General features: G+C 64.9%; 12 protein-coding genes. 6 read left to right on the top strand and 6 right to left on the bottom strand.

The window, feature by feature from the left end; genetic code table 11:
* Window positions 1–128: 128 nt before the first annotated feature.
* Complete coding sequence (locus tag LF63_RS09085) at window positions 129–1,268, top strand: MBL fold metallo-hydrolase (protein WP_043101160.1); 1,140 nt, start codon at window positions 129–131, stop codon at window positions 1,266–1,268.
* A 46-nt stretch (window positions 1,269–1,314) separates the two neighbouring features.
* Here LF63_RS09085 and LF63_RS09080 read toward each other — a convergent pair whose 3' ends face one another.
* The 4 genes from LF63_RS09080 to LF63_RS09065 all read right to left on the bottom strand — a co-directional run bounded on the left by LF63_RS09080 (window position 1,315) and on the right by LF63_RS09065 (window position 7,977).
* Window positions 1,315–2,625 carry an MFS transporter gene (locus LF63_RS09080; RefSeq protein WP_043103548.1) on the bottom strand — a complete coding sequence of 437 codons (1,311 nt, stop codon included), beginning with the start codon at window positions 2,623–2,625 and terminating at the stop codon, window positions 1,315–1,317.
* 266 nt (window positions 2,626–2,891) lie between these two features.
* Window positions 2,892–5,543, bottom strand: a complete 2,652-nt coding sequence (locus tag LF63_RS09075; RefSeq protein ID WP_052394892.1) for a glycoside hydrolase family 2 — start codon at window positions 5,541–5,543, stop codon at window positions 2,892–2,894.
* A gap of 93 nt (window positions 5,544–5,636) precedes the next feature.
* Window positions 5,637–6,350: a class I SAM-dependent methyltransferase gene (locus tag LF63_RS09070; RefSeq protein WP_221265652.1), complete on the bottom strand. Its 714-nt coding sequence runs from the start codon at window positions 6,348–6,350 to the stop codon at window positions 5,637–5,639.
* Window positions 6,351–6,384: 34 nt separating this feature from the next.
* Complete coding sequence (locus LF63_RS09065) at window positions 6,385–7,977, bottom strand: tetratricopeptide repeat-containing sulfotransferase family protein (protein WP_052394890.1); 1,593 nt, start codon at window positions 7,975–7,977, stop codon at window positions 6,385–6,387.
* Window positions 7,978–8,446: 469 nt separating this feature from the next.
* Between LF63_RS09065 and LF63_RS09060 the strand changes: the two genes are divergently transcribed.
* From LF63_RS09060 to LF63_RS09045, 3 genes are all read left to right on the top strand, one after another.
* The gene (locus LF63_RS09060) at window positions 8,447–8,662 is read left to right on the top strand and encodes a hypothetical protein (RefSeq protein WP_043101156.1); all 216 of its coding nucleotides are present in this window, start codon (window positions 8,447–8,449) and stop codon (window positions 8,660–8,662) included.
* Between the two features lie 614 nt (window positions 8,663–9,276).
* A complete protein-coding gene (locus LF63_RS09055) occupies window positions 9,277–10,818 on the top strand; it encodes a glycoside hydrolase family 64 protein (protein WP_235205297.1) in 1,542 nt (513 codons plus the stop codon).
* A 415-nt stretch (window positions 10,819–11,233) separates the two neighbouring features.
* The gene (locus LF63_RS09045; RefSeq protein ID WP_052394886.1) at window positions 11,234–13,108 is read left to right on the top strand and encodes a S53 family peptidase; all 1,875 of its coding nucleotides are present in this window, start codon (window positions 11,234–11,236) and stop codon (window positions 13,106–13,108) included.
* A 264-nt stretch (window positions 13,109–13,372) separates the two neighbouring features.
* On the opposite strand, the gene LF63_RS09040 is transcribed toward LF63_RS09045, so the two are convergent.
* The gene (locus LF63_RS09040; protein ID WP_161782338.1) at window positions 13,373–14,281 is read right to left on the bottom strand and encodes a sterol desaturase family protein; all 909 of its coding nucleotides are present in this window, start codon (window positions 14,279–14,281) and stop codon (window positions 13,373–13,375) included.
* Between the two features lie 212 nt (window positions 14,282–14,493).
* Complete coding sequence (locus LF63_RS09035) at window positions 14,494–14,727, bottom strand: hypothetical protein (protein WP_043101150.1); 234 nt, start codon at window positions 14,725–14,727, stop codon at window positions 14,494–14,496.
* Window positions 14,728–14,862: 135 nt separating this feature from the next.
* Here LF63_RS09035 and LF63_RS09030 point away from each other — a divergent pair, with 135 nt between their 5' ends.
* Both LF63_RS09030 and LF63_RS09025 read left to right on the top strand, forming a co-directional pair.
* Window positions 14,863–17,391 carry an excinuclease ABC subunit UvrA gene (locus tag LF63_RS09030; RefSeq protein ID WP_043101147.1) on the top strand — a complete coding sequence of 843 codons (2,529 nt, stop codon included), beginning with the start codon at window positions 14,863–14,865 and terminating at the stop codon, window positions 17,389–17,391.
* Window positions 17,392–17,431: 40 nt separating this feature from the next.
* Entirely contained in the window at window positions 17,432–18,082 is a 651-nt protein-coding gene (locus LF63_RS09025) for a DUF6348 family protein (RefSeq protein WP_043101144.1), read from the top strand.
* Window positions 18,083–18,188: the final 106 nt, after the last annotated feature.

The raw sequence follows: 18,188 nt of genomic DNA, 5'->3' as shown, positions 1-18,188 counted from the left end.
GCATTTGGTGATCTGATTCCCAGTGGCGCAACAGTTGAAAGGAGGCGTTTTCTCCAAGACGCAGACATCGTGTCTTGCAAACGCGCCATCCGCGCCCAGATCGATCTTTTCGGAAGTGGAGTTCGGCTGTGCGAACGTTCGGTAGTCAGTCCAAGGGCGAGCGCCTGGAGCGCCTGCGCGATCTTCCTCTGTGGGACGGCGAACGGCTCCGCAATGTGCATCCGGTGCTGCCGGACCTGCGCGATCCGAACGCCGAACGACCGACGTTGCGCGAGTTCCTGTGCGCCGACGATGGGCGTCGTCCGCCGCAACCGCTGCGGTCGCTGGATCCACGCACGACCTGGACGCGCCGCGCCGCCAGCGGTCTGCGCGTGACTTGGCTGGGTCATTCCACCGCGCTGATCGAGATCGACGGCTATCGCGTGCTGACCGATCCGGTGTGGGGACAGCGTGCTTCGCCGTTCCGACTGATCGGACCCAAGCGCTTCCAGCCGGTGCCGGTGAGTCTGCGGCAGATCCCTAGCGTCGACGCCGTGGTCATTTCGCACGATCATTACGATCACTTGGACTATCCCACCATCCGCGCGCTGGCGAAATCGGACGTGCCGTTCATCACTTCGCTCGGCGTCGGCGCGCATCTGGAAGCCTGGGGCATCGCGCCCGAGCGCATCACGGAACTGGTCTGGTGGCAGCGACACCGACTGCCAGGTACCGGGCTCAGCGTGACCGCCGCGCCGTCGCAGCATTTCTCCGGGCGTGGTCTCAAGGATCGCAACATGACGCTGTGGTCGTCGATGGTGATCGAAGGCGAGCGGCATCGCGTGTTCTTCAGCGGCGACACGGGCCTGACCACCGAATACGAGACCATCCGCGACCGCCTCGGTCCGTTCGATCTGACGATGCTGGAAGTGGGCGCGTTCCATCCATCCTGGGGCGACATCCATCTCGGTCCGGAGAACGCGTTGAAGGCGCACCGCATGCTCGGCGGCGGCGTGTTGATGCCGGTGCACTGGGGCACGTTCGCCCTGTCCACGCACGATTGGGATCAGCCAGTCGAGACGCTGCTGGAACAGGCCGATCCCGCGCACACCCATCTGTTGCTGCCCAGGCTGGGCGAGGCCGTCGAGCCGTCCGAACGGCGACCGGCGCAGGCGTGGTGGCGGGAGAGTCGTGCGGTCGCGTCGGCGCCGATGTCCGGGGATGTGCAGGCCGAGGACGTCGCCGAGGACGAACGCATGTCGTCGCAGCTTCCCTGGCCGCTGGACTGACCGTCGACTGCTCGTGACGGGCGACGGTGGCGCGCTGTCCGGAAACTCAGCCCTCGGGTGCCGAAATCCGGGCGTTGTCTGATTTCTTGTCAGGCAGCCCGAAGATCGCGAATGCCAGCCCCAGCACACACAGCGCGGTGACGTAGTGCGCCGGCGCCATGCGCTCACTTCGGAGCCACAGCGAGATGACCAGCGGGGTGAGGCCGCCGAACAGGGCGTAGGCCACGTTGTAGGCGAAGGAGATGCCGGAGAAGCGGACCGCGGGCGGGAAGCTGCGCACCAGGGCCACGGGCACGGTCGCCACCATGCCGACGAACAGGCCGGTCAACGCGTAGAGGGCGGCGACATGGGGCGTGTTGGCAGCGAGGCCGGCGAACAGCAGATAGGTCGTGGCCGCCAGGCCGGTCGCGCCGACGCCGAGCGTGACGCGCAGGCCGAAGCGGTCGGTGGACAGGCCGGTCAACACGCAGCCGATCGTGAGAGCCAGTGTTGCCGCGGTGTTGGCGCGCAGCGCGGTCATCGTGTCGATGTCGAACAACTTGGGCATCAGCGCGGGCAGCATCAGGATCACCACGACGATGGCGGCGGTGAGCATCCAGGTCAGCAGCATCGACTGGATCACCGCCAGCCGGTGGCGGCGCAGCACGACACCCAGCGGCATGCCCTGTTCCAGTTCGCGGCGCTCGCGCATGGCGCGGAATACCGGCGTCTCCGCCAGATAGCGGCGCAGGATCACCGCCAGAAAGCCGAACACGCCACCGATCAGAAACGGAATGCGCCACGCCCAGCGCAGCACGGCGTCGGCGTCGAAGATGCTGTGCACGGCGTCGGCGATCAGCGAGCCGAGCAGAATGCCGGCGGTCAGGCCGGCGGTCAGCACGCCGCAGGCCAGGCCCACCCGGCGTGCCGGCACGTGTTCGGACACGAACACCCATGCGCCGGGCACTTCGCCGCCGACCGCCGCGCCCTGCAGCACGCGCATCAGCAGCAGGAGCAGCGGCGCGGCGTAGCCGATCGCGGCGTAGGTCGGCAGCAGGCCGATCACCAGTGTCGGCAGCGCCATCAGGAAGACGCTCAGGGTGAACATGCGCTTGCGGCCGTGGCGGTCGCCGAAGTGCGCCATGACGATGCCGCCCAGCGGCCGCGCCAGATAGCCGGCGGCGAACAGACCGAAGGTCTGCAGCGTGCGCAGCCATTCGGCGGTTTCCGGCGGAAAGAACAGTTGACCGATGGCGCCGGCCAGGAACACGAAGATGACGAAGTCGTAGAACTCCAGCGCGCCGCCCAGCGCGGACAGCACCAGCGTCTTCACGTCCTGTCGGCGCAACCGGTGTGCAGGCACGGAAGCGGCGTCCATGTTCGCGCTCATGCGCAGCGGACCCGTGGATGGAACCGGTTCGGTGTCGTGTGCATGCCGGATGTCCCCTGGAAATGTTCCGGCCAGCATAGCGAAGCCCGGACGCGATGGCGCGGGACTGGCCTAGTCGACGTGGGGCGGGTGTCGGTGTCGATGCGTGGGAGCCGCTTTGCCATGGGCATGGCGTCGAATGGCGTACGCCCATGACATGCGCAGACCTGTCTTCGGTGCGAATGAGAAAACGGCATGAGGTCGCCGCCGCGCTTTCATGTTCGGCGAGGCGAATGCACGGGGCGGATACGGATGCCGGAAAGCACGGCCGGTCCCGTGCGCGGCACGAATTGCAGATGCAGACGACCGTGGGACGAGCGCACCACGAAGCTGCGCGTGACGCTGCGCAGCGTACCGCCCGCGGCGCGCGCGGGCTCGAAGGCGGACAGCAACGTGTGGCCGTCGGCGCGCACGTCGAAGGATCGCGGCGCATGCTTGCCGGTGCCTGGATCGACGAAGGTCAGCGTCACGCGCCAGAGGCCGTTCGGCAGCGGGATCGCGTAGCCGAAGCGTCCTTCGCGATAGCCCGCGCGCATCGCCACCGGTGCGTCGCCGTGCGAGCGTTTTTGCTGCTTGTCGGAGAAGCGATGCGGCGTGCCGCCGATGAACGCATCGTCCGAACCGTAGCGGAAACCCTGGCCGTCGACGAAACCCGCCAGGTCGCCGACGTTGATACCCACCCCGTCGCGCGCGTCCGGTGCGATCCAGCGCACGCGGTCGGTCACGGTGCGATTGCCGAAGCGCGCGGACGCGCGAAGCATATTCGCGCCCGGCGACAGCTGCACGTTGCGGCGAACGCAGACTTTGTTGCGGCAGGGCACGGTGCCGAGATCGCGACCGTTCAAGCGCAGGTCGACGGCCGGCGCATTGGCGAAGACGTGCACATCAGCGAAGGCGTAATCGCGATGCACGTAACGATGCTGGGTGATGTGCACGACCGGCTGCGACGACCACTGCGCCTGGTAGTAGTAGAAGGCGTCCTTCCGGATCTTGCGGTCGAAGGTCACCAGTCCCTTGTCGTTGATGTCGGTCGAGTCGCCGCTGTGCCGGATCGGCGAGGAGAAGTCGAACATGTTCCACACCCACGCGGCCCACACGAACGGTCGGCGGGCGATTTGCGGCCACGTCTTTTCGTGCCACCAGGTCTCGAATGCCTCCGGATGCGGACGGCCTTCGGTATCGATGGGGCCGCCGAGCGGGTTGTCAGTGTGCTGGCTCACCGCGCCGCCGGCGCCCAGCTCGCTGACCGCGATGGGCTGCCTGGGATGACGCGCGTGCATGGTGTCGAGGTAGGGGCCGAGGTCGCTGACCTGACCGTAGTACCAGCCGAAGTAGCGGTTGTAGCCGATGGCGTCGCTGATGCCGGTGACGTCGGGCAAGACTTTCTTCGGCGCGACTTCCTCGCAGCAGTCGGCCAGCGTGGTCGGCCGGGTCGGGTCGAGTCGATGCGCCAGCTTCTGCAGGTCGCGCAGCACCGGCACTGGGTCGGCCTTCGCACCGAGCTGGCCGGTGGCCATCAGCAGGTCGGTCTCGTTGCCGATGCCCCACACCGCGACGGACGGATGATTCATGTTCTGGCGAATCAGTTCGGTCAGCTGCTGGCGCGCGTTGGCGATCAGCGCCGGATCGGCCGGCGAGTCATTCAGCGACACGGCGTTGACCAGCGGCGCTTCGGCCCACACCACCATGCCGGCGCGGTCGGCCAGTTGGAACCAGTGCGGCGATTGCTGGTAGTGCGCCATGCGGATCGTGTTCGCGCCGATGTCCTCGATCAGCGCCATGTCCTGATCCTCGTCGGCGCGGCTGACCGCCCAGCCCTTGCCCATGCGGTCCTGGTGTCGCGACACGCCGTGCAGGGCGAGGTGCCGGCCATTGAGGAAGAACCCGCGGTCCGGGTCGATGCGCATCGTGCGCACACCGAGCGGCTGGCTGACGCGGTCGAGTATCCGGCCGTGTTCGCTCAGGGTGAGCGTCACGCGGTACAGATACGGATCGCGGCGACCGTCCCAGCGGTGCGGGTGCGGTAGCGTCAGCGTGGTCGTGCGCACCGTGGTCGCCTGCGCCGGCAGGCGGGCGCTTTCTGATGCGCTCGCCACGATGCGGCCTTGAGCATCGCGAACCACGGCGCGTACGTCGACTTGCCGCGCCCGGTTCGCGTCGTTGCGCAGGCGCGATCGCACACGCAACGTGGCCTGCGCGTCGTCGACGTCCGGCGTGGTCAGGTAGACGCCGGGCCCGCCGAAATCCATCAGGTCGACGTGCTGCTCGCCGACGCCGATCAATGACACGCCGCGGTACAGCCCGCCGTGGATGAAGAAGTCGCCGCTCAGCGGGATCACATGTTCGGTGCGGCTGCCCGGTGCGGGTTTGCTGTTGTCCGCGCGCACGGCGATGACGTTGTCGGCATGGTGGTGCAGAAGACCGGTCACGTCGATGCGGAACCGCGAGAAGGCGCCGGCGTGATGGCCGACGTGACGGCCGTTGACCCACACGTCGGCGACGTTGCCGACGGCATCGAACTGCAGATAATGCCGTGCGCCCGGCGGCAGCTGCGCGCCGGGCAGATGCAATCGATACCAGCCCACGCCCTGGCGCATGTCGATGCCGGCGGTGCGGTGCGTCGTGTATTCGCCGAAGTGGTTCCAGGTGTGCGGCAGCGTCACGCGTTGCCACCCGCGGTCGTCGAACGCCGCGCCGGCCAGCGTGTGCGCATCGCCGGGATGGCCGGTGTAGCGGAAACGCCAGTGCGTCATCAGCGGTCGAACGTGCCGGCCGCTTTCGACCGCAGGCGTCGAAACCGTAGCCTGCGTCGTCGGCAGCATGCTCGTGCATGCCAGCAGAAGGGCGGCGAGAAGAAACTTGGTCATGCGGATCGCTTGCGAGGGGACGCCGACAACATCGCGGTCGCCTCGACGCCTGTCAACACACGAGCCTTGCGGATGCGGCGCGAACGCGCAGTTTCAGCCCTGCTTGCGGCAGATCAGCAGCGTCGTGTCGATGCCGGGCTCGTCGTGGAATCCCTGCTTCCACTGCAAGGGTTTCTGCATGCGCAGCCCGAGCGGCATGAATACGCGGTTGTACCACCACATCGCGCGCTCGCGCTGATGGGTCAGAAACCACATGCCCAGGTCGAGCAGGCGCGAGGATTTCGGCTGCATGCCGAACACCGCACTGCGCTCGATGGCGAAGCCGTGGCGGGCGAGCTTGTCGGCCAGATCGTTCGGCTCGTAGCGGCGGCGATGGCCGACAAAGTCGTCGAACGGCGTCCACGCCGACGCATGCAGCGGCACCGAGAGCAGCAAGGCCGCACCGGGCGCGGCGACGCGCGCGAGTTCGGCGAAGGCGGTCTCGTCATCGTCGACGTGTTCGACGATGTCGAAACTGCACACGAAATCGAACGCGCCATCGGCGAAGGGCAGGGCATGAATGATGCCGACCGAGGCCGCGGCGCCCCGGCTCCGGAAGCGCGTCATCGCCGCGCGGCTGATGTCGACGAACTGCGCGCGATCCAGCGGCAGGCGCGGTCGCAGACCCGGCGCGACCTCAAGCATGCGCCGCGCTCGGGCGGCCAGTTCGGACACCAGCGGCCAGGTGTTGAACCGCTGCGGCTCGACTAGTTGAGCCTCGCTCCATAGACGCTCGTAGAAGCGGCGATTCGTTTCGGTGAGCGACAATTTTCCACGATGGCTTGGCACGTTCACAGTGGTTTCATATTCCCGGAATGTCTGTCGCGATGCCTTCGCGTTCGAACAGTTCGTGTAGTTCGTGCACGTGCGATTCGTAGTGCTTCCATTGGCCACGTGCGGTCTTGAAGATCGGTGTGCGCACCTGCCAGGCCTTTGGTGTCTTCACCGGAGCATGGTTGCTTTCGAAGTGAAGGCATGCGTCGTCCCAGGGGAGGTCGCAGAATGCAAGCGCTTCGCGGATAACAGTTTCGGGATTATCCACCAGTGTGTCGTAGGACACTTCGTGGATGCGTCCGGGCAACACCTTGTGCCAGTGCGCCATCAAACGATCGAATTGGATGTAGTAACGACCGGTGTCGAGCAGGTCCAGCGAGTAGTCGTAGTACCCGGATTCCAGCTCGAACAGGTGACGGAAGTTGCTCAGGCAGGTGTCGAGGGGATTGCGGCGTAGGCACAGGATGCGTGCGTGCGGCAGCGCGCGCGCGATGAATCCGGCGTACAGAAAATTATGCGGCATCTTATCGGTGAAGCGTGGTTCGGCCGTCACTGGGTGGACGCTTGCCATGTAATCTTCGCCAAGTCTTGTCCAGTCGACGTTGCGTGTCTGCGCATCGATGTCGGTGGTGGACAGCAGCGCCACAGTACTACCGGAAGCGCGTTGCAGCGCGGCCGCGAAATGCTGGGTTTCGCCGACGGAATGCACATCGGGATGACTGGAGATGATGCGGTCCAGCAACGTCGTACCGGTACGCGGCATGCCGATGATGAAGATGGGGGCCGCGGGTGGTCCCGCGTCGGGTTCGGGCATCGGATTCGTAACGGGAAATGCACGAATCAGGGCATCGAACATGTTCTTGTCACGGTCCGTCGAGGCTGGGCGCGTTCGGCGCGCCGCAGCCTTGCCCTGCGCGTAGTGGGCAAACGCACGGTCGTAGTCAGTCAGATCCTCACATTCTTTGCCCAGTGCTAGATGAAGGAACGTTTGCGCGCCGGGATCGTTCGTATGTGCTTCTAGCAGGGTTTTCAGGCGTTCGATGTGCTGGGTTTCCGGCGTCTGACGTTTGAGCATCGACAGACTCAGATGTGCGCGCCAGTAGCGAGGCTCCCTGTGCACGCATGCCTCCAGTGCGGCCTCGGCACCTTCGATGTCGCCAAGTGCAGTCAGTGCGTAGCCGAGATTGAAGCGAAAGCGCGCGATGTCCGGTCGTAGCGCTACCGCCTGTCGAAAGGCCTGCGCCGATGGTTCGATGGCGTTGGCTTGCATGTAGATCACGCCTAGCATGTCCAGGAGGAACGGGTCTCGCTGAGCAAGGGGCATGGCGCGATCCGCTGCTTCACATGCCTCGACGAGTCTGCGTAGCAGCGCAAGCGCCTTGGCGTGGTGCGCGACGTATTCCGCCTGCGCCGGGTCCAGTTGGGCGGCTCTGCTCAGTGCTTGCAGCGCCTCGGACATGCGTTGGTGCTGCAGGAAAGCGATACCAGCCATATAGTGAAGCTCGGCATCCTCCGGGTAATGTGGGAGCAACTGACGGGCACGGTGCTCCACCATCGACCAGTGGCCCTGCTCAAAGGCGGAAACCAGTCGGGCACGTGTACGGGATGAATCCATCTGCATGATTGAGCGCTGCTGCAGTGAGGGAGAGACATTCGACTTTCATCTGCGTTTGGCCAGAATCAGCGAACGACGTTTTCGCATCATAACCGCAGTAAACTCTCACGCCAGGGCTGGCGGGCAAGCAAACTCCAGCTCCGGTCAGTCCATGCCAGACTGCATGCATCGCACTGGCCGCCGAAGTATATACAGACGTCCATCGACCGCCGACGGGATTTTCTCTGCAGTCGACCAGGATGCGTACTCCAAGCGTCATTATGAGTCGCCAGTGATCGTTTGTGAGTCGACTTTCTCCAACCTTGGACCTGGATCACGATTGCACCTCTTGATCTTCAGGGTGAGGTTGTGCGCTTATGGTGTCACGGGGTTTCACGGATGCGAGCCTCGTGCGGTCCGCGATTTCCATTTGGCGACACGGATCGATGTACGGATGCATCCATCGTCAATGGATTCAGCAAACGGAGTATTTGCCATGAAAAAGAGTCAGATGATCCTGAACACGCTCGCCGTCGCAGTGATCTTTTCCGGCGCAGCGTTCATGACGCAAGCGGCGACCCGCACGGCCGAGGGTCATGCGGTCAAGGGCGTTTCGACACAGCTCTTGCCGAAGTGCCCGGTCGGTTACGAGTACTGCCCAGATCTGCGACAGTGCGTAGAGATGGGAACCTGCCCGCAGTCGACCAACTGAGCTGCCGGCGACGGTTCGGCAGCTGCCGAACCGTCGCCGTCTGGAGAGGCGGTGTGCCGCCTTTCCATTTGAATGTGCGCAATGATCGGTTGCTTGCAGAAGTCGTGCGCATGGTTCTGCGGGACGCTTGGTTGCATTCGCGTCACAAACGACTTCTCCCTCAGTTCGACTCGCGTACATCGTTGGGCGAGTTTTATCTGCTCCGCCTGCCGCAGGAATTCTTGCCTCGGCATGACCGTGGGGACATCGTTCGCGATGTCTCACGTTTCGGCAAATGTTCCGATCGATTGTCTGAGCCGCCATGCGGTTGTCAGTCTAAAAAGCCATGGCTGCAACCTACGCATGTGGCCGGAAGATGTTCACGTGGATGAGTCCTGTTTGAGTGATTTTCGCTAGTAGGCGACTACGTTCATCCGCACGACTGCAAAACTGCATAGAACCAAGCGGCATGAGGATATGCATACCGGTTGGATTCGAATACCTAGAGCTAATTCGCGTTCTGTCTCGCCACGCGTGCGCACCATGAAAGACGGCCTGCCGGGATGCGACAGGCCACCGTGCCCTCACAGGGGCGGTGCTTCGGACCATCAGGAAGATCACAAGGAGGAAACGACATGAAACGGATAGTCACATGGATATCCCTGCTTGCCGTGATGCTGGCGCTTTGGGCGCCGGCGCAAGCGCAGACGGCGAGCGACTACAACCAGGGCGTGGACGTCGCGGGTTCCACCGCGACCATCTGGTTTGCGCCGACCGGCACTACGACCACATGGGTCGACGTGCACTACGTGCTCAATGGCGGCGTGCAGCAGAACATCCGCATGACCTACAACAGCGCGAACGCGCGCTACGAGACGGCGGTGTCGCCGGTCTCGACCGGTTCGAACCTGAGTTACTCGTTCACCTACAACAAGGGCTCGCCGGCCTACGACAGTGCGACCTACGCCTACACGGTCAACGGCGACACCGGCGGCGGTACGGGTTCCGGTGGCGGCGGTGGCGGTGGAAGCGGCAGCTGGAACGGCCAGACCACCTTCCACATCGTCAATCAGACCAACGGGCACTGGGCCGACAGCCAGGTCTACTGGGCCATCATCGGCAAGTCCTGGTCGACGGGGCAGTTCGTCTATGTCGACGCCTCCGGCAATCTGCAACCGATGTCGACCGCCGACAACGGCGCGCTGGTGAAGAACGGCGTGGGCTACACCAACTACTTCCACACCATTGCGCAGATGGGCTCGGTGACGATTCCGCCGATCAATTCGGCGCGCATCCTGTTCTCGGTCGGCTCGCCCATGTATATCCGCGTGGTGGTCGACGGCAACGGCAACATCGGCTACGCCGGCGCCAACATCGAGAACCCGACCGACCCCAACATCGATGTCTATTTCGATTTCGGCGAGATGGCGATCTTGCCGCCGGGTTCGGGCAACCCCGGCATCTTCGTCAATACCACGCGCGTGGACCAGTTCGGTTTTCCGCTGAAGCTGCACGTGCAGGGATTGAACGGCTACGACCAGACCGTCGGCGAGCCGCTGACCGAATCGCGCAGTCAGCTGTTCTCGGACTTCCAGTCCTCGCTGCCGTCCGCGTTCGCATCGCTGGCGCAGTCGCAGGCGCCGTACCGCATACTGGCTCCCGCCCACGGAAGCTTCGGATCGGGGCAGCCGAACGCGAACTATCTGCAGAGCTACATCGATGCCGTGTGGAACCAGTTCCGCAGCCAGAACCTGGTCTTCACACTGGACAACCTGGGCACGTTCACCGGCCATGTCTACGGCAACACGTTCGTGTTCACCGGCGGCAACGCCAACGGCACGTACTACATCAACGGCGAGCCGACGACGTCCGAAGTGCTGCTCGGCAACGGGCTGCTGAACGATGCCAGCGGCGCCAGCGACGTGGGCACGCAGTTGCAGATCCAGGCGCAGTTGTGCGCGGCGTTGAACCGTCACGTCGCCGCGAATCCGTCGCTGTGGTACGACCAGTTCGCGCATTACCCGGCGGGCACCCTGGCCAACTGGTATGCGAAGTTCTGGCATGACCACAGCATCGACGCCAAGGCCTACGGCTTCGCCTACGACGACGTCGGCGGCTTCAGCCCTTCGCTGCACACCGCGGCGCCGACGGACGTGACCTTCACGATCGGCTGGTAATCGCCATCGTCGATCGAATGCACGCTGTCCGTTTTCGGGCAGCGTGCTTTTTGCGGCGTTTGTCATGCACTCGAAAAGTGTGAATGGCGATGGCCCGGCATTGGATGGCATCGCTGCATTCGTTCGCGAGACGTTATCAAAGTCCTCTTAATTCGGAGATATATGCGGACAAAGAAAGTTTTTCGCGACTTCATGCCATAAGCATATTCGCGGCCTTTCTTGACAGCGAAGCCTTCGCCCACCTATACCTCGTAGGGATCGCGTCTCTGCACGCGACGCGCCCGTGCATGGCCGTGGGGAGTTCGATAGGCCTGCCGGACGCCTTCCATCTCGAGGGAATCACGTTTTTCTAGCGGAGGGATTCATTATGTTTCGCCGTACCTTATGTGCCTTGCTGCTGACGTCGGCGGCAGGGATGACGGGGCTTTTTGCCACGTCTCCGGCCCGCGCCGATACGCAGCAGCTCGGGCCGACCAACGACACCATCACCACCACGATCGTGTTCGGTGTGCGTAATCCGTATCAGCTGGAGCGGTACATCCAGGAGACGGTCACGCCGGGCAGTCCGCATTACCGGGACTTTCTCACTCTGCGCGAATTCGTCACCCATTTCGCGCCGGCACCCGGTCAGCTCAAGCGCACGCAGCGTTATCTGGAGAGCCAGGGCCTGACGGTCGACAAGATCTTCGACGATCATCTGGCCATGACCGTGAGCGGTCCGGCGAGCGTGTTCGAGAGCGTGCTGCAGACGCAGGTGGACGATTTCCAGGAGAACGACGTCCGTCATCATCCGCATCGTCGGCATCGCTTCCATCGTCCGCGTCATCAGCCGCGCATGCCCAAGCTGCTGCTGGACAACGACGTCATCGCCATCGTCGGTCTCAGCAACGAGTATCAGTTCAAGCCGATGAACGCATCGACGACGCGCATCGCCCATGCCGATGCGCTCAAGCTCGTGCCCAGCTCGAACACCATCGCCACTGGCGTGCCCGGGCAGTACACCGTGGCGGACGTGGCCAATCTGTACGACATCAATCCGCTGTACGCCGAGGGCACCACGGGTGCTGGCACCACGCTGGGCGTGGCGACCTACGCGGATTTCCTGGCCGACGACGCCTACACCTACTGGAATCTGATCGGTCTACCGAGCAAGGCCGATCGCATCAGCAAGATTCATGTCGACGGTGGCGGCGATTTCGGTGCCGATGCGGGTTCCGGCGAGACCTCACTGGACGTCGAGCAGGCCGGTGGACTGGCGCCGTACGCCGACGTGGTCGTGTACGACGCGCCCAACAGCAGCCAGGGCGGCATCGACATGTTCTATCAGGTCGTGTCCGACAACCGGGTCGATTCGCTGTCCTACAGCTGGGGCCTTCCGGAGATCTACTACTACCCGGAACTCAACGGTGGCGTCGATTACACGGACACGATGAAAGCGTTGAACCAGGCCTTCATGGAGGCGGCGGTCCAGGGCATCACCCTGTTCACCGCCAGCGGCGATTCCGGTGCCTATGACACCAACCGGACGCTGTCCGCGCCCAGCTTCACCACGCCGCTGTCGGTCGACTGGCCGTCCAGCTCGCCGTACATGACCGCGGCCGGCGGCACCACCGAGCCGGTTTCGCTGTCGGGCAACTGCGGTTCGGGCACTTACCCGATCCAGGTGACTGGCGAACGTGCCTGGTCGTGGGACTACCTGTCGGACTTCTTCCAGACCTGCTACGGGCTGTCGCCGGTCGATGCCGGTATCTTCTCGTCCGGCGGTGGCGGCGGCGTCAGCGTGTACTGGCATCGTCCGTGGTACCAGTACGGCGTCGCCGGCATGCAGCGCAGCGCGTCGGGACAGAGCCTGACCGAGCTGGATGTCGATCCGACCGTCACTTATCTCGATCTGCGCGCGAACTATGCCGGTCGCAACGTGCCGGACATCTCGATGAATGCCGATCCGTTCACCGGCTATCTGGTCTATTCCAGCGCCGACGGCGGCCTCGGCCAGGGCAGTGGCGGCACCAGCTTCGTGGCGCCGCAGTTGAACGGCATCACCGCGCTGGTCAATCAGCGCAACGGTGGCCGCATCGGTCTGCTGGCCCCGCAGCTCTATCGTCTGCTGCGTCAGTACGGGTATGGCCCGGATTCCCCGTTCAACGACATCGCCTCCGGCGACAACTGGTTCTGGCAGGGAGCACAGGGGTACGACCCCGCGACCGGCGTCGGCACGCCCGATGTGACTCGACTGGCCATCCTGCTGAGTTCCTACGAGGGCCATGGGCACCACGGTCACGGCCACTGAGTCGTTTGTCAGGTGATTTTCAAGCGCCCGCGGATACGCGCGGGCGCTTTTTTATGGCGGGTCGCCGGGACGCAACGCTCCGTCGATGCGCGATACGGTTGCCGCGTGACGCATGGGGATGAATCAGACGAGCGGCGTCGCTCAAGCGTGGCGTCCGTTGCAGACAGGGCGCTTTCGCCGAAGATGACCTCATCGACACCGGGGCATGGCGTCGATCGTCGCTTGCGCGCATGCCTCTGCAGGCCGATGACGCGAATCTGGAGCTTATGCCAGGCGTTCTGGCTGATCCGCGGCGGTTTGTCGTCCGCGCAGCGCGTTCCAGAATCGCTGCAATCCGGCCCATTGCTGACCCAGGAAGCTCTTCTCGTTGTCGGCGTCGATGGCCGGATCGTCGACGCCGCAGGGATGCCTCTTCTCACCGTACAGCGCCGTGCCGAACAGGATGTCCCACAGCGGAAACACCAGCGCGAAATTGCAGTCGTGAAGATGCGGTCGTTCGGGATCGATCACCATGTGGTGATGACGGTGATACACCGGGTCAACCAGGATCTTGTCCAGCACCTTGCCGAAGCGCACGCGCACGTTGGCGTGCGAGAAGATCTGCACCAGATCGCCGAGCACGATCAGCAGGGCGTAATCGACCGGCTGCACGCCGATGACGTAGGACACGCCGGTGATGATGAGCAGCTCGAACAGGTCGTCCAGGTAGTGGTCGCGGTCGTTGGACCAGCAGTTCAGCTGGCGCTGACTGTGATGCAGGCTGTGCAGCGCCCACCACCACGGCACCGCATGCTGCAGGCGGTGAATCAGGTAGTAGACCAGGTCGAAGAGGGCGAAGTAGATCACGAACTGCACCACGTCGTGGCCGCGCAGCCAGGGAAGCAGTTCCTGCAGCGAGATCAGCGAAGACGGCCCGTCCGCGCCACTGCCGCTGTCGCCGAACAGTCGCCCGATCTCGAACACGGCCGGCTGGAACAGCAGATAGACGAAGATCGGCAGCACGCCGAAATATTTCAGCAGCGTGTAGAAACGGTCGATGCGCGCGAAGCGCCGGTCGGGCCAGTGTTCGGCCGGAATCAGCGACTCCAGCGGTCGGAACAGCAGCACGATGCAGGCGACTTCGGCGGCGCTGATCATCAACGCGGTGGCGATGTCGGTCGGCGAATCCGTCATGCCTTGCACATGCAGCCAGACAAGCAGCGGCGCGATCCCATGCACGGCCAGTGCATGAACGGCGAAATGCCAGAGATTCCACGAATCGTGCATGGGGCATGGGCGGCGGTACGGGGCCGTTCGAGGCTAGCCCGGTAAGCTTGCGTCTGCCTTTCAACCGCTGTCGTGCGCATCGTCGGCACGGCATGAACCGGAGCCGTGCATGGAGTCGTCTATGGATTTCTGTGCCGCGACCGTGCGACCGCGAGCACGACACCCAGCATTACGCCGATGCCGGAGCCGAAGCTCGTTCCCAGACCCACGGCGAGAGCCAGGTGACCGGTCAACGCGCCTATCATGGCGCCGAACGCCACGCCCAGACCTGCGCCGATGGCCAGGCTCAGCCCGATCCAGCGTCCTGTGTGGGCCGCGTCTTCCGTGGGCGTCTTCGGTGCATGTTCGTTCATGGCGTTGCCTCGTTCGTCCGGGATGGCATTCTCACGTTCAGGAAACACCCTGGTTCGCCATTTGGCAACATCCGCAGGCGAATGTCTGCGGACGGAGCCTGTTACCGTTCCCTTCGGTTTTCACTAGGAAACAGCATGTCCGGCACGTCATCGACACCCTCCGCGCCTTCGCTGGAAGACAACGGCTGCGTGCGGGTGCGCGGCGCTCGCGAGCACAATCTCAAGCAAGTGAATGTGGATGTGCCGCGCGACGCGCTGGTGGTGTTCACGGGCGTGTCCGGTTCGGGCAAGTCGTCGCTGGCATTCGGCACCGTGTATGCAGAGGCGCAGCGGCGCTACTTCGAGTCGGTGGCGCCGTATGCGCGACGCTTGATCGAGCAGGCCGGCGTACCGGATGTCGATGCGGTCGACGGATTGCCACCCGCGGTGGCGCTGCAGCAGCGCCGTGGCGGCAGCAGCGCGCGTTCGTCCGTGGGCAGTCTGACCACACTCTCCAACGCACTGCGCATGTTGTATTCGCGCGCCGGCGACTATCCCGCCGGCCAGGCGATGCTGGAATCGGACGCGTTCTCGCCCAACACACCAGCCGGCGCGTGCCCGGCCTGCCACGGCATCGGCAAGGTGTTCGATGCGACCGAGGCATCGATGGTGCCCGATCCTTCGCTGACCATCCGCGAGCGCGCCATCGCGGCCTGGCCGCCGGCCTGGCAGGGCAAGAACTATCGCGACATCCTGGTCACGCTGGGATACGACGTGGACGTGCCGTGGCGCGACCTGCCGCAGTCCGACCGCGACTGGATCCTGTTCACCAAGGAACAGCCGGTGGTGCCGGTGTTCCGCGACACGCCGCCGGCCGAGGCGCGCGCCGCCTATGCGCGCGGCGAGGCCGGCAACTACAAGGGCACCTACGTCAGCGCCCGCGAATACGTGATGCACACGTTCGCCAATGCGACCAGCGAGAACATCAAGAAGCGCGTATCGCGCTATCTGGTGTCCAGCCCGTGTCCGACCTGCGGCGGCGGACGCCTGCGCCGCGAAGCGCTGGCGGTGACGTTCGCCGGCATGGACATCGCCACTGCTTCGCAGTTGCCGATGCGTCAGCTTGCCGAGCGTCTGCGCGATGCCGGGCCGGCAGCCGACGAGGCCCGCGCGCATCCGCAAACGCGCCTGGTGGCCGAACGCATCGTGCAGGATCTGTGCGAGCGCATCGCCACGCTGGACGATCTCGGCCTGGGCTATCTGTCGCTGGACCGCAGCACGCCGACCTTGTCGCCGGGCGAACTGCAGCGCCTGCGTCTGGCGACGCAGCTGCGGGCCAAGCTGTTCGGTGTGGTCTACGTGCTGGACGAACCGTCGGCGGGCCTGCATCCGGCCGACACCGAAGCGTTGCTGCGGGCGCTGGCGCGCTTGCGCAGCGGCGGCAATTCGGTGTTCGTGGTCGAGCACGAGCTGGACGTGATCCGCGCGGCCGACTGGCTGGTCGACATCGGGCCGGACGCGGGCGAGCAGGGTGGCGAAGTGCTCTACAGCGGGCCGCCCGACAGGCTGCGCGACTGCACCGCCTCGCACACGCGGGACTATCTGTTCGCGGCCGATGCCGGGCCGCGCCGCACGCCGCGCGAAGCGCAGGCATGGCTGCGGCTGGAGGGCATCACGCGCAACAACGTGCAGGGACTCGACGTGGACGTGCCGCTGGGCGTGATGACGGCCGTCACCGGCGTGTCCGGCGCCGGCAAGTCCAGCCTGGTCAGTCAGGCGCTGGTGGAACTGATCGGTACGCATCTCGGCGTGCAGGCGGAAGCGCCGGACGAGGGGGACGAATGGGCCGCTGGCGACACGCCGCTGCCTGCGGGAGGTCGTCTGGCCGCGGGCGCGGAACGCATCACGCGTCAGGTCGTGGTCGACCAACGGCCCATCGGCCGTACGCCGCGCTCCAATCTGGCCACCTACACCGGCCTGTTCGACCATGTGCGCAAGTTGTTCGCCGCCACGCCCGAAGCGCGTCGGCGCAAGTACAGCGTCGGCCGCTTCTCTTTCAACGTCGCCAAGGGGCGCTGCCCGACGTGCGAGGGCGAAGGCTTCGTGTCGGTCGGATTGCTGTTCCTGCCCTCGGTGTTCGCGCCGTGTCCGACCTGCCACGGCGCGCGCTACAACGAGGACACTCTCGCCGTGCGCTGGAACGGCAAGAACATCGCCGAGGTGCTCGATCTGACCGTCGATGCCGCGGCCGCTTTCTTCGGCGACGAGGTGCCGGCCCTGGCGCGCGCCCTGGCCACGTTGCGGCAGGTGGGTCTGGGTTACCTGCGCCTCGGCCAGCCGGCGACGGAGCTCTCCGGCGGCGAGGCCCAGCGCATCAAGCTGGCGACCGAGCTGCAACGTCAGGCGCGCGGCCATACGCTGTACGTGCTCGACGAGCCGACCACAGGCCTGCATCCGGCCGATGTCGACCGTCTGATGCGGCAGCTGCAGGGACTGGTCGAGGCCGGACACAGCGTGCTGCTGGTGGAGCACGATCTGCGCGTGATCGCCGACTGCGACTGGGTCATCGACATGGGGCCGGGTGCGGGCGACGAGGGCGGTCGCGTGGTGACGCAGGGCACGCCTGGGCAGGTGGCCGCCTCTGCCGCGGGCAAAACCGCCGGCTATCTGGCGCGTCTGCTTTGAGGCAGACTGACCGCCTTATCTCCCACGCACCGTGATTGCCATGTTTGATGACCTGCTGCAGCGCCGTCTGCTCGACCTGTTTGCCGAGCGCGAGGTCGAACTGGAGCCGGACGAAGAGGGCTGGCTGCTCAGCGAGGACGGCTGGCCCGCCATTCGCGCCACCTGGCACGAAGCGCAGGGCGCGGAGCCGGGGCGGCTGGATATCGACGTGGCGCTGGACGAGGATCGTCGCATCGAGGAAAGCCTCGCCGGGGAGGGCGAAGGCGAGGCCGGCGTGCGCGATGCGCTGTCGCGCTTCGAGTCCGGCCTGCTGCCGGTGCTGTTGGCCGCGTGCTGGTACGTCACCGACGACCGCACGCTCGATCTCGCTCGTTGGGAGTTGGGTGTGCGCGGCTGGGACGTCTTCCTTGGGCGCTGGATGCTGCGCGGCGAGCTGGCACCGGCCGATGTACCCGCGGACGTCGCTTCCGCCATCGAGACCGCCATGCAGTGCGAGTCGCTGTCGCCCGGCCTGCATGTGTTGCGCCTGTTCCATGCCTGCGACGACGTGGCCTTGTCGCGCAGCGAAGTGTTGCTCGACAACGCGCCGTGGTCCGCCGGGACACAGGCGCTGGCAGCGTGCCATTGGCCGACCAAAGCGCGCGCCTATCGGGCACACAGAGTCGTCGTGCTCGACGTCTGCGACTACTGAGCCGATGCGCCATTTCGGCACGATGCGGTCGCGAATCTTGCTGCCGCGACTTTTTCTTATTGCTACCCTGCCCAATAGCGCGTAATCTAGCGCCGCTGAGTTTCAA

It is taken from the genome of Oleiagrimonas soli (assembly GCF_000761445.1).
Lineage (GTDB): Bacteria > Pseudomonadota > Gammaproteobacteria > Xanthomonadales > Rhodanobacteraceae > Oleiagrimonas > Oleiagrimonas soli.
Note: the sequence above shows the minus strand (reverse complement) of the source record. Positions and strands in the feature narration are given on the sequence as shown.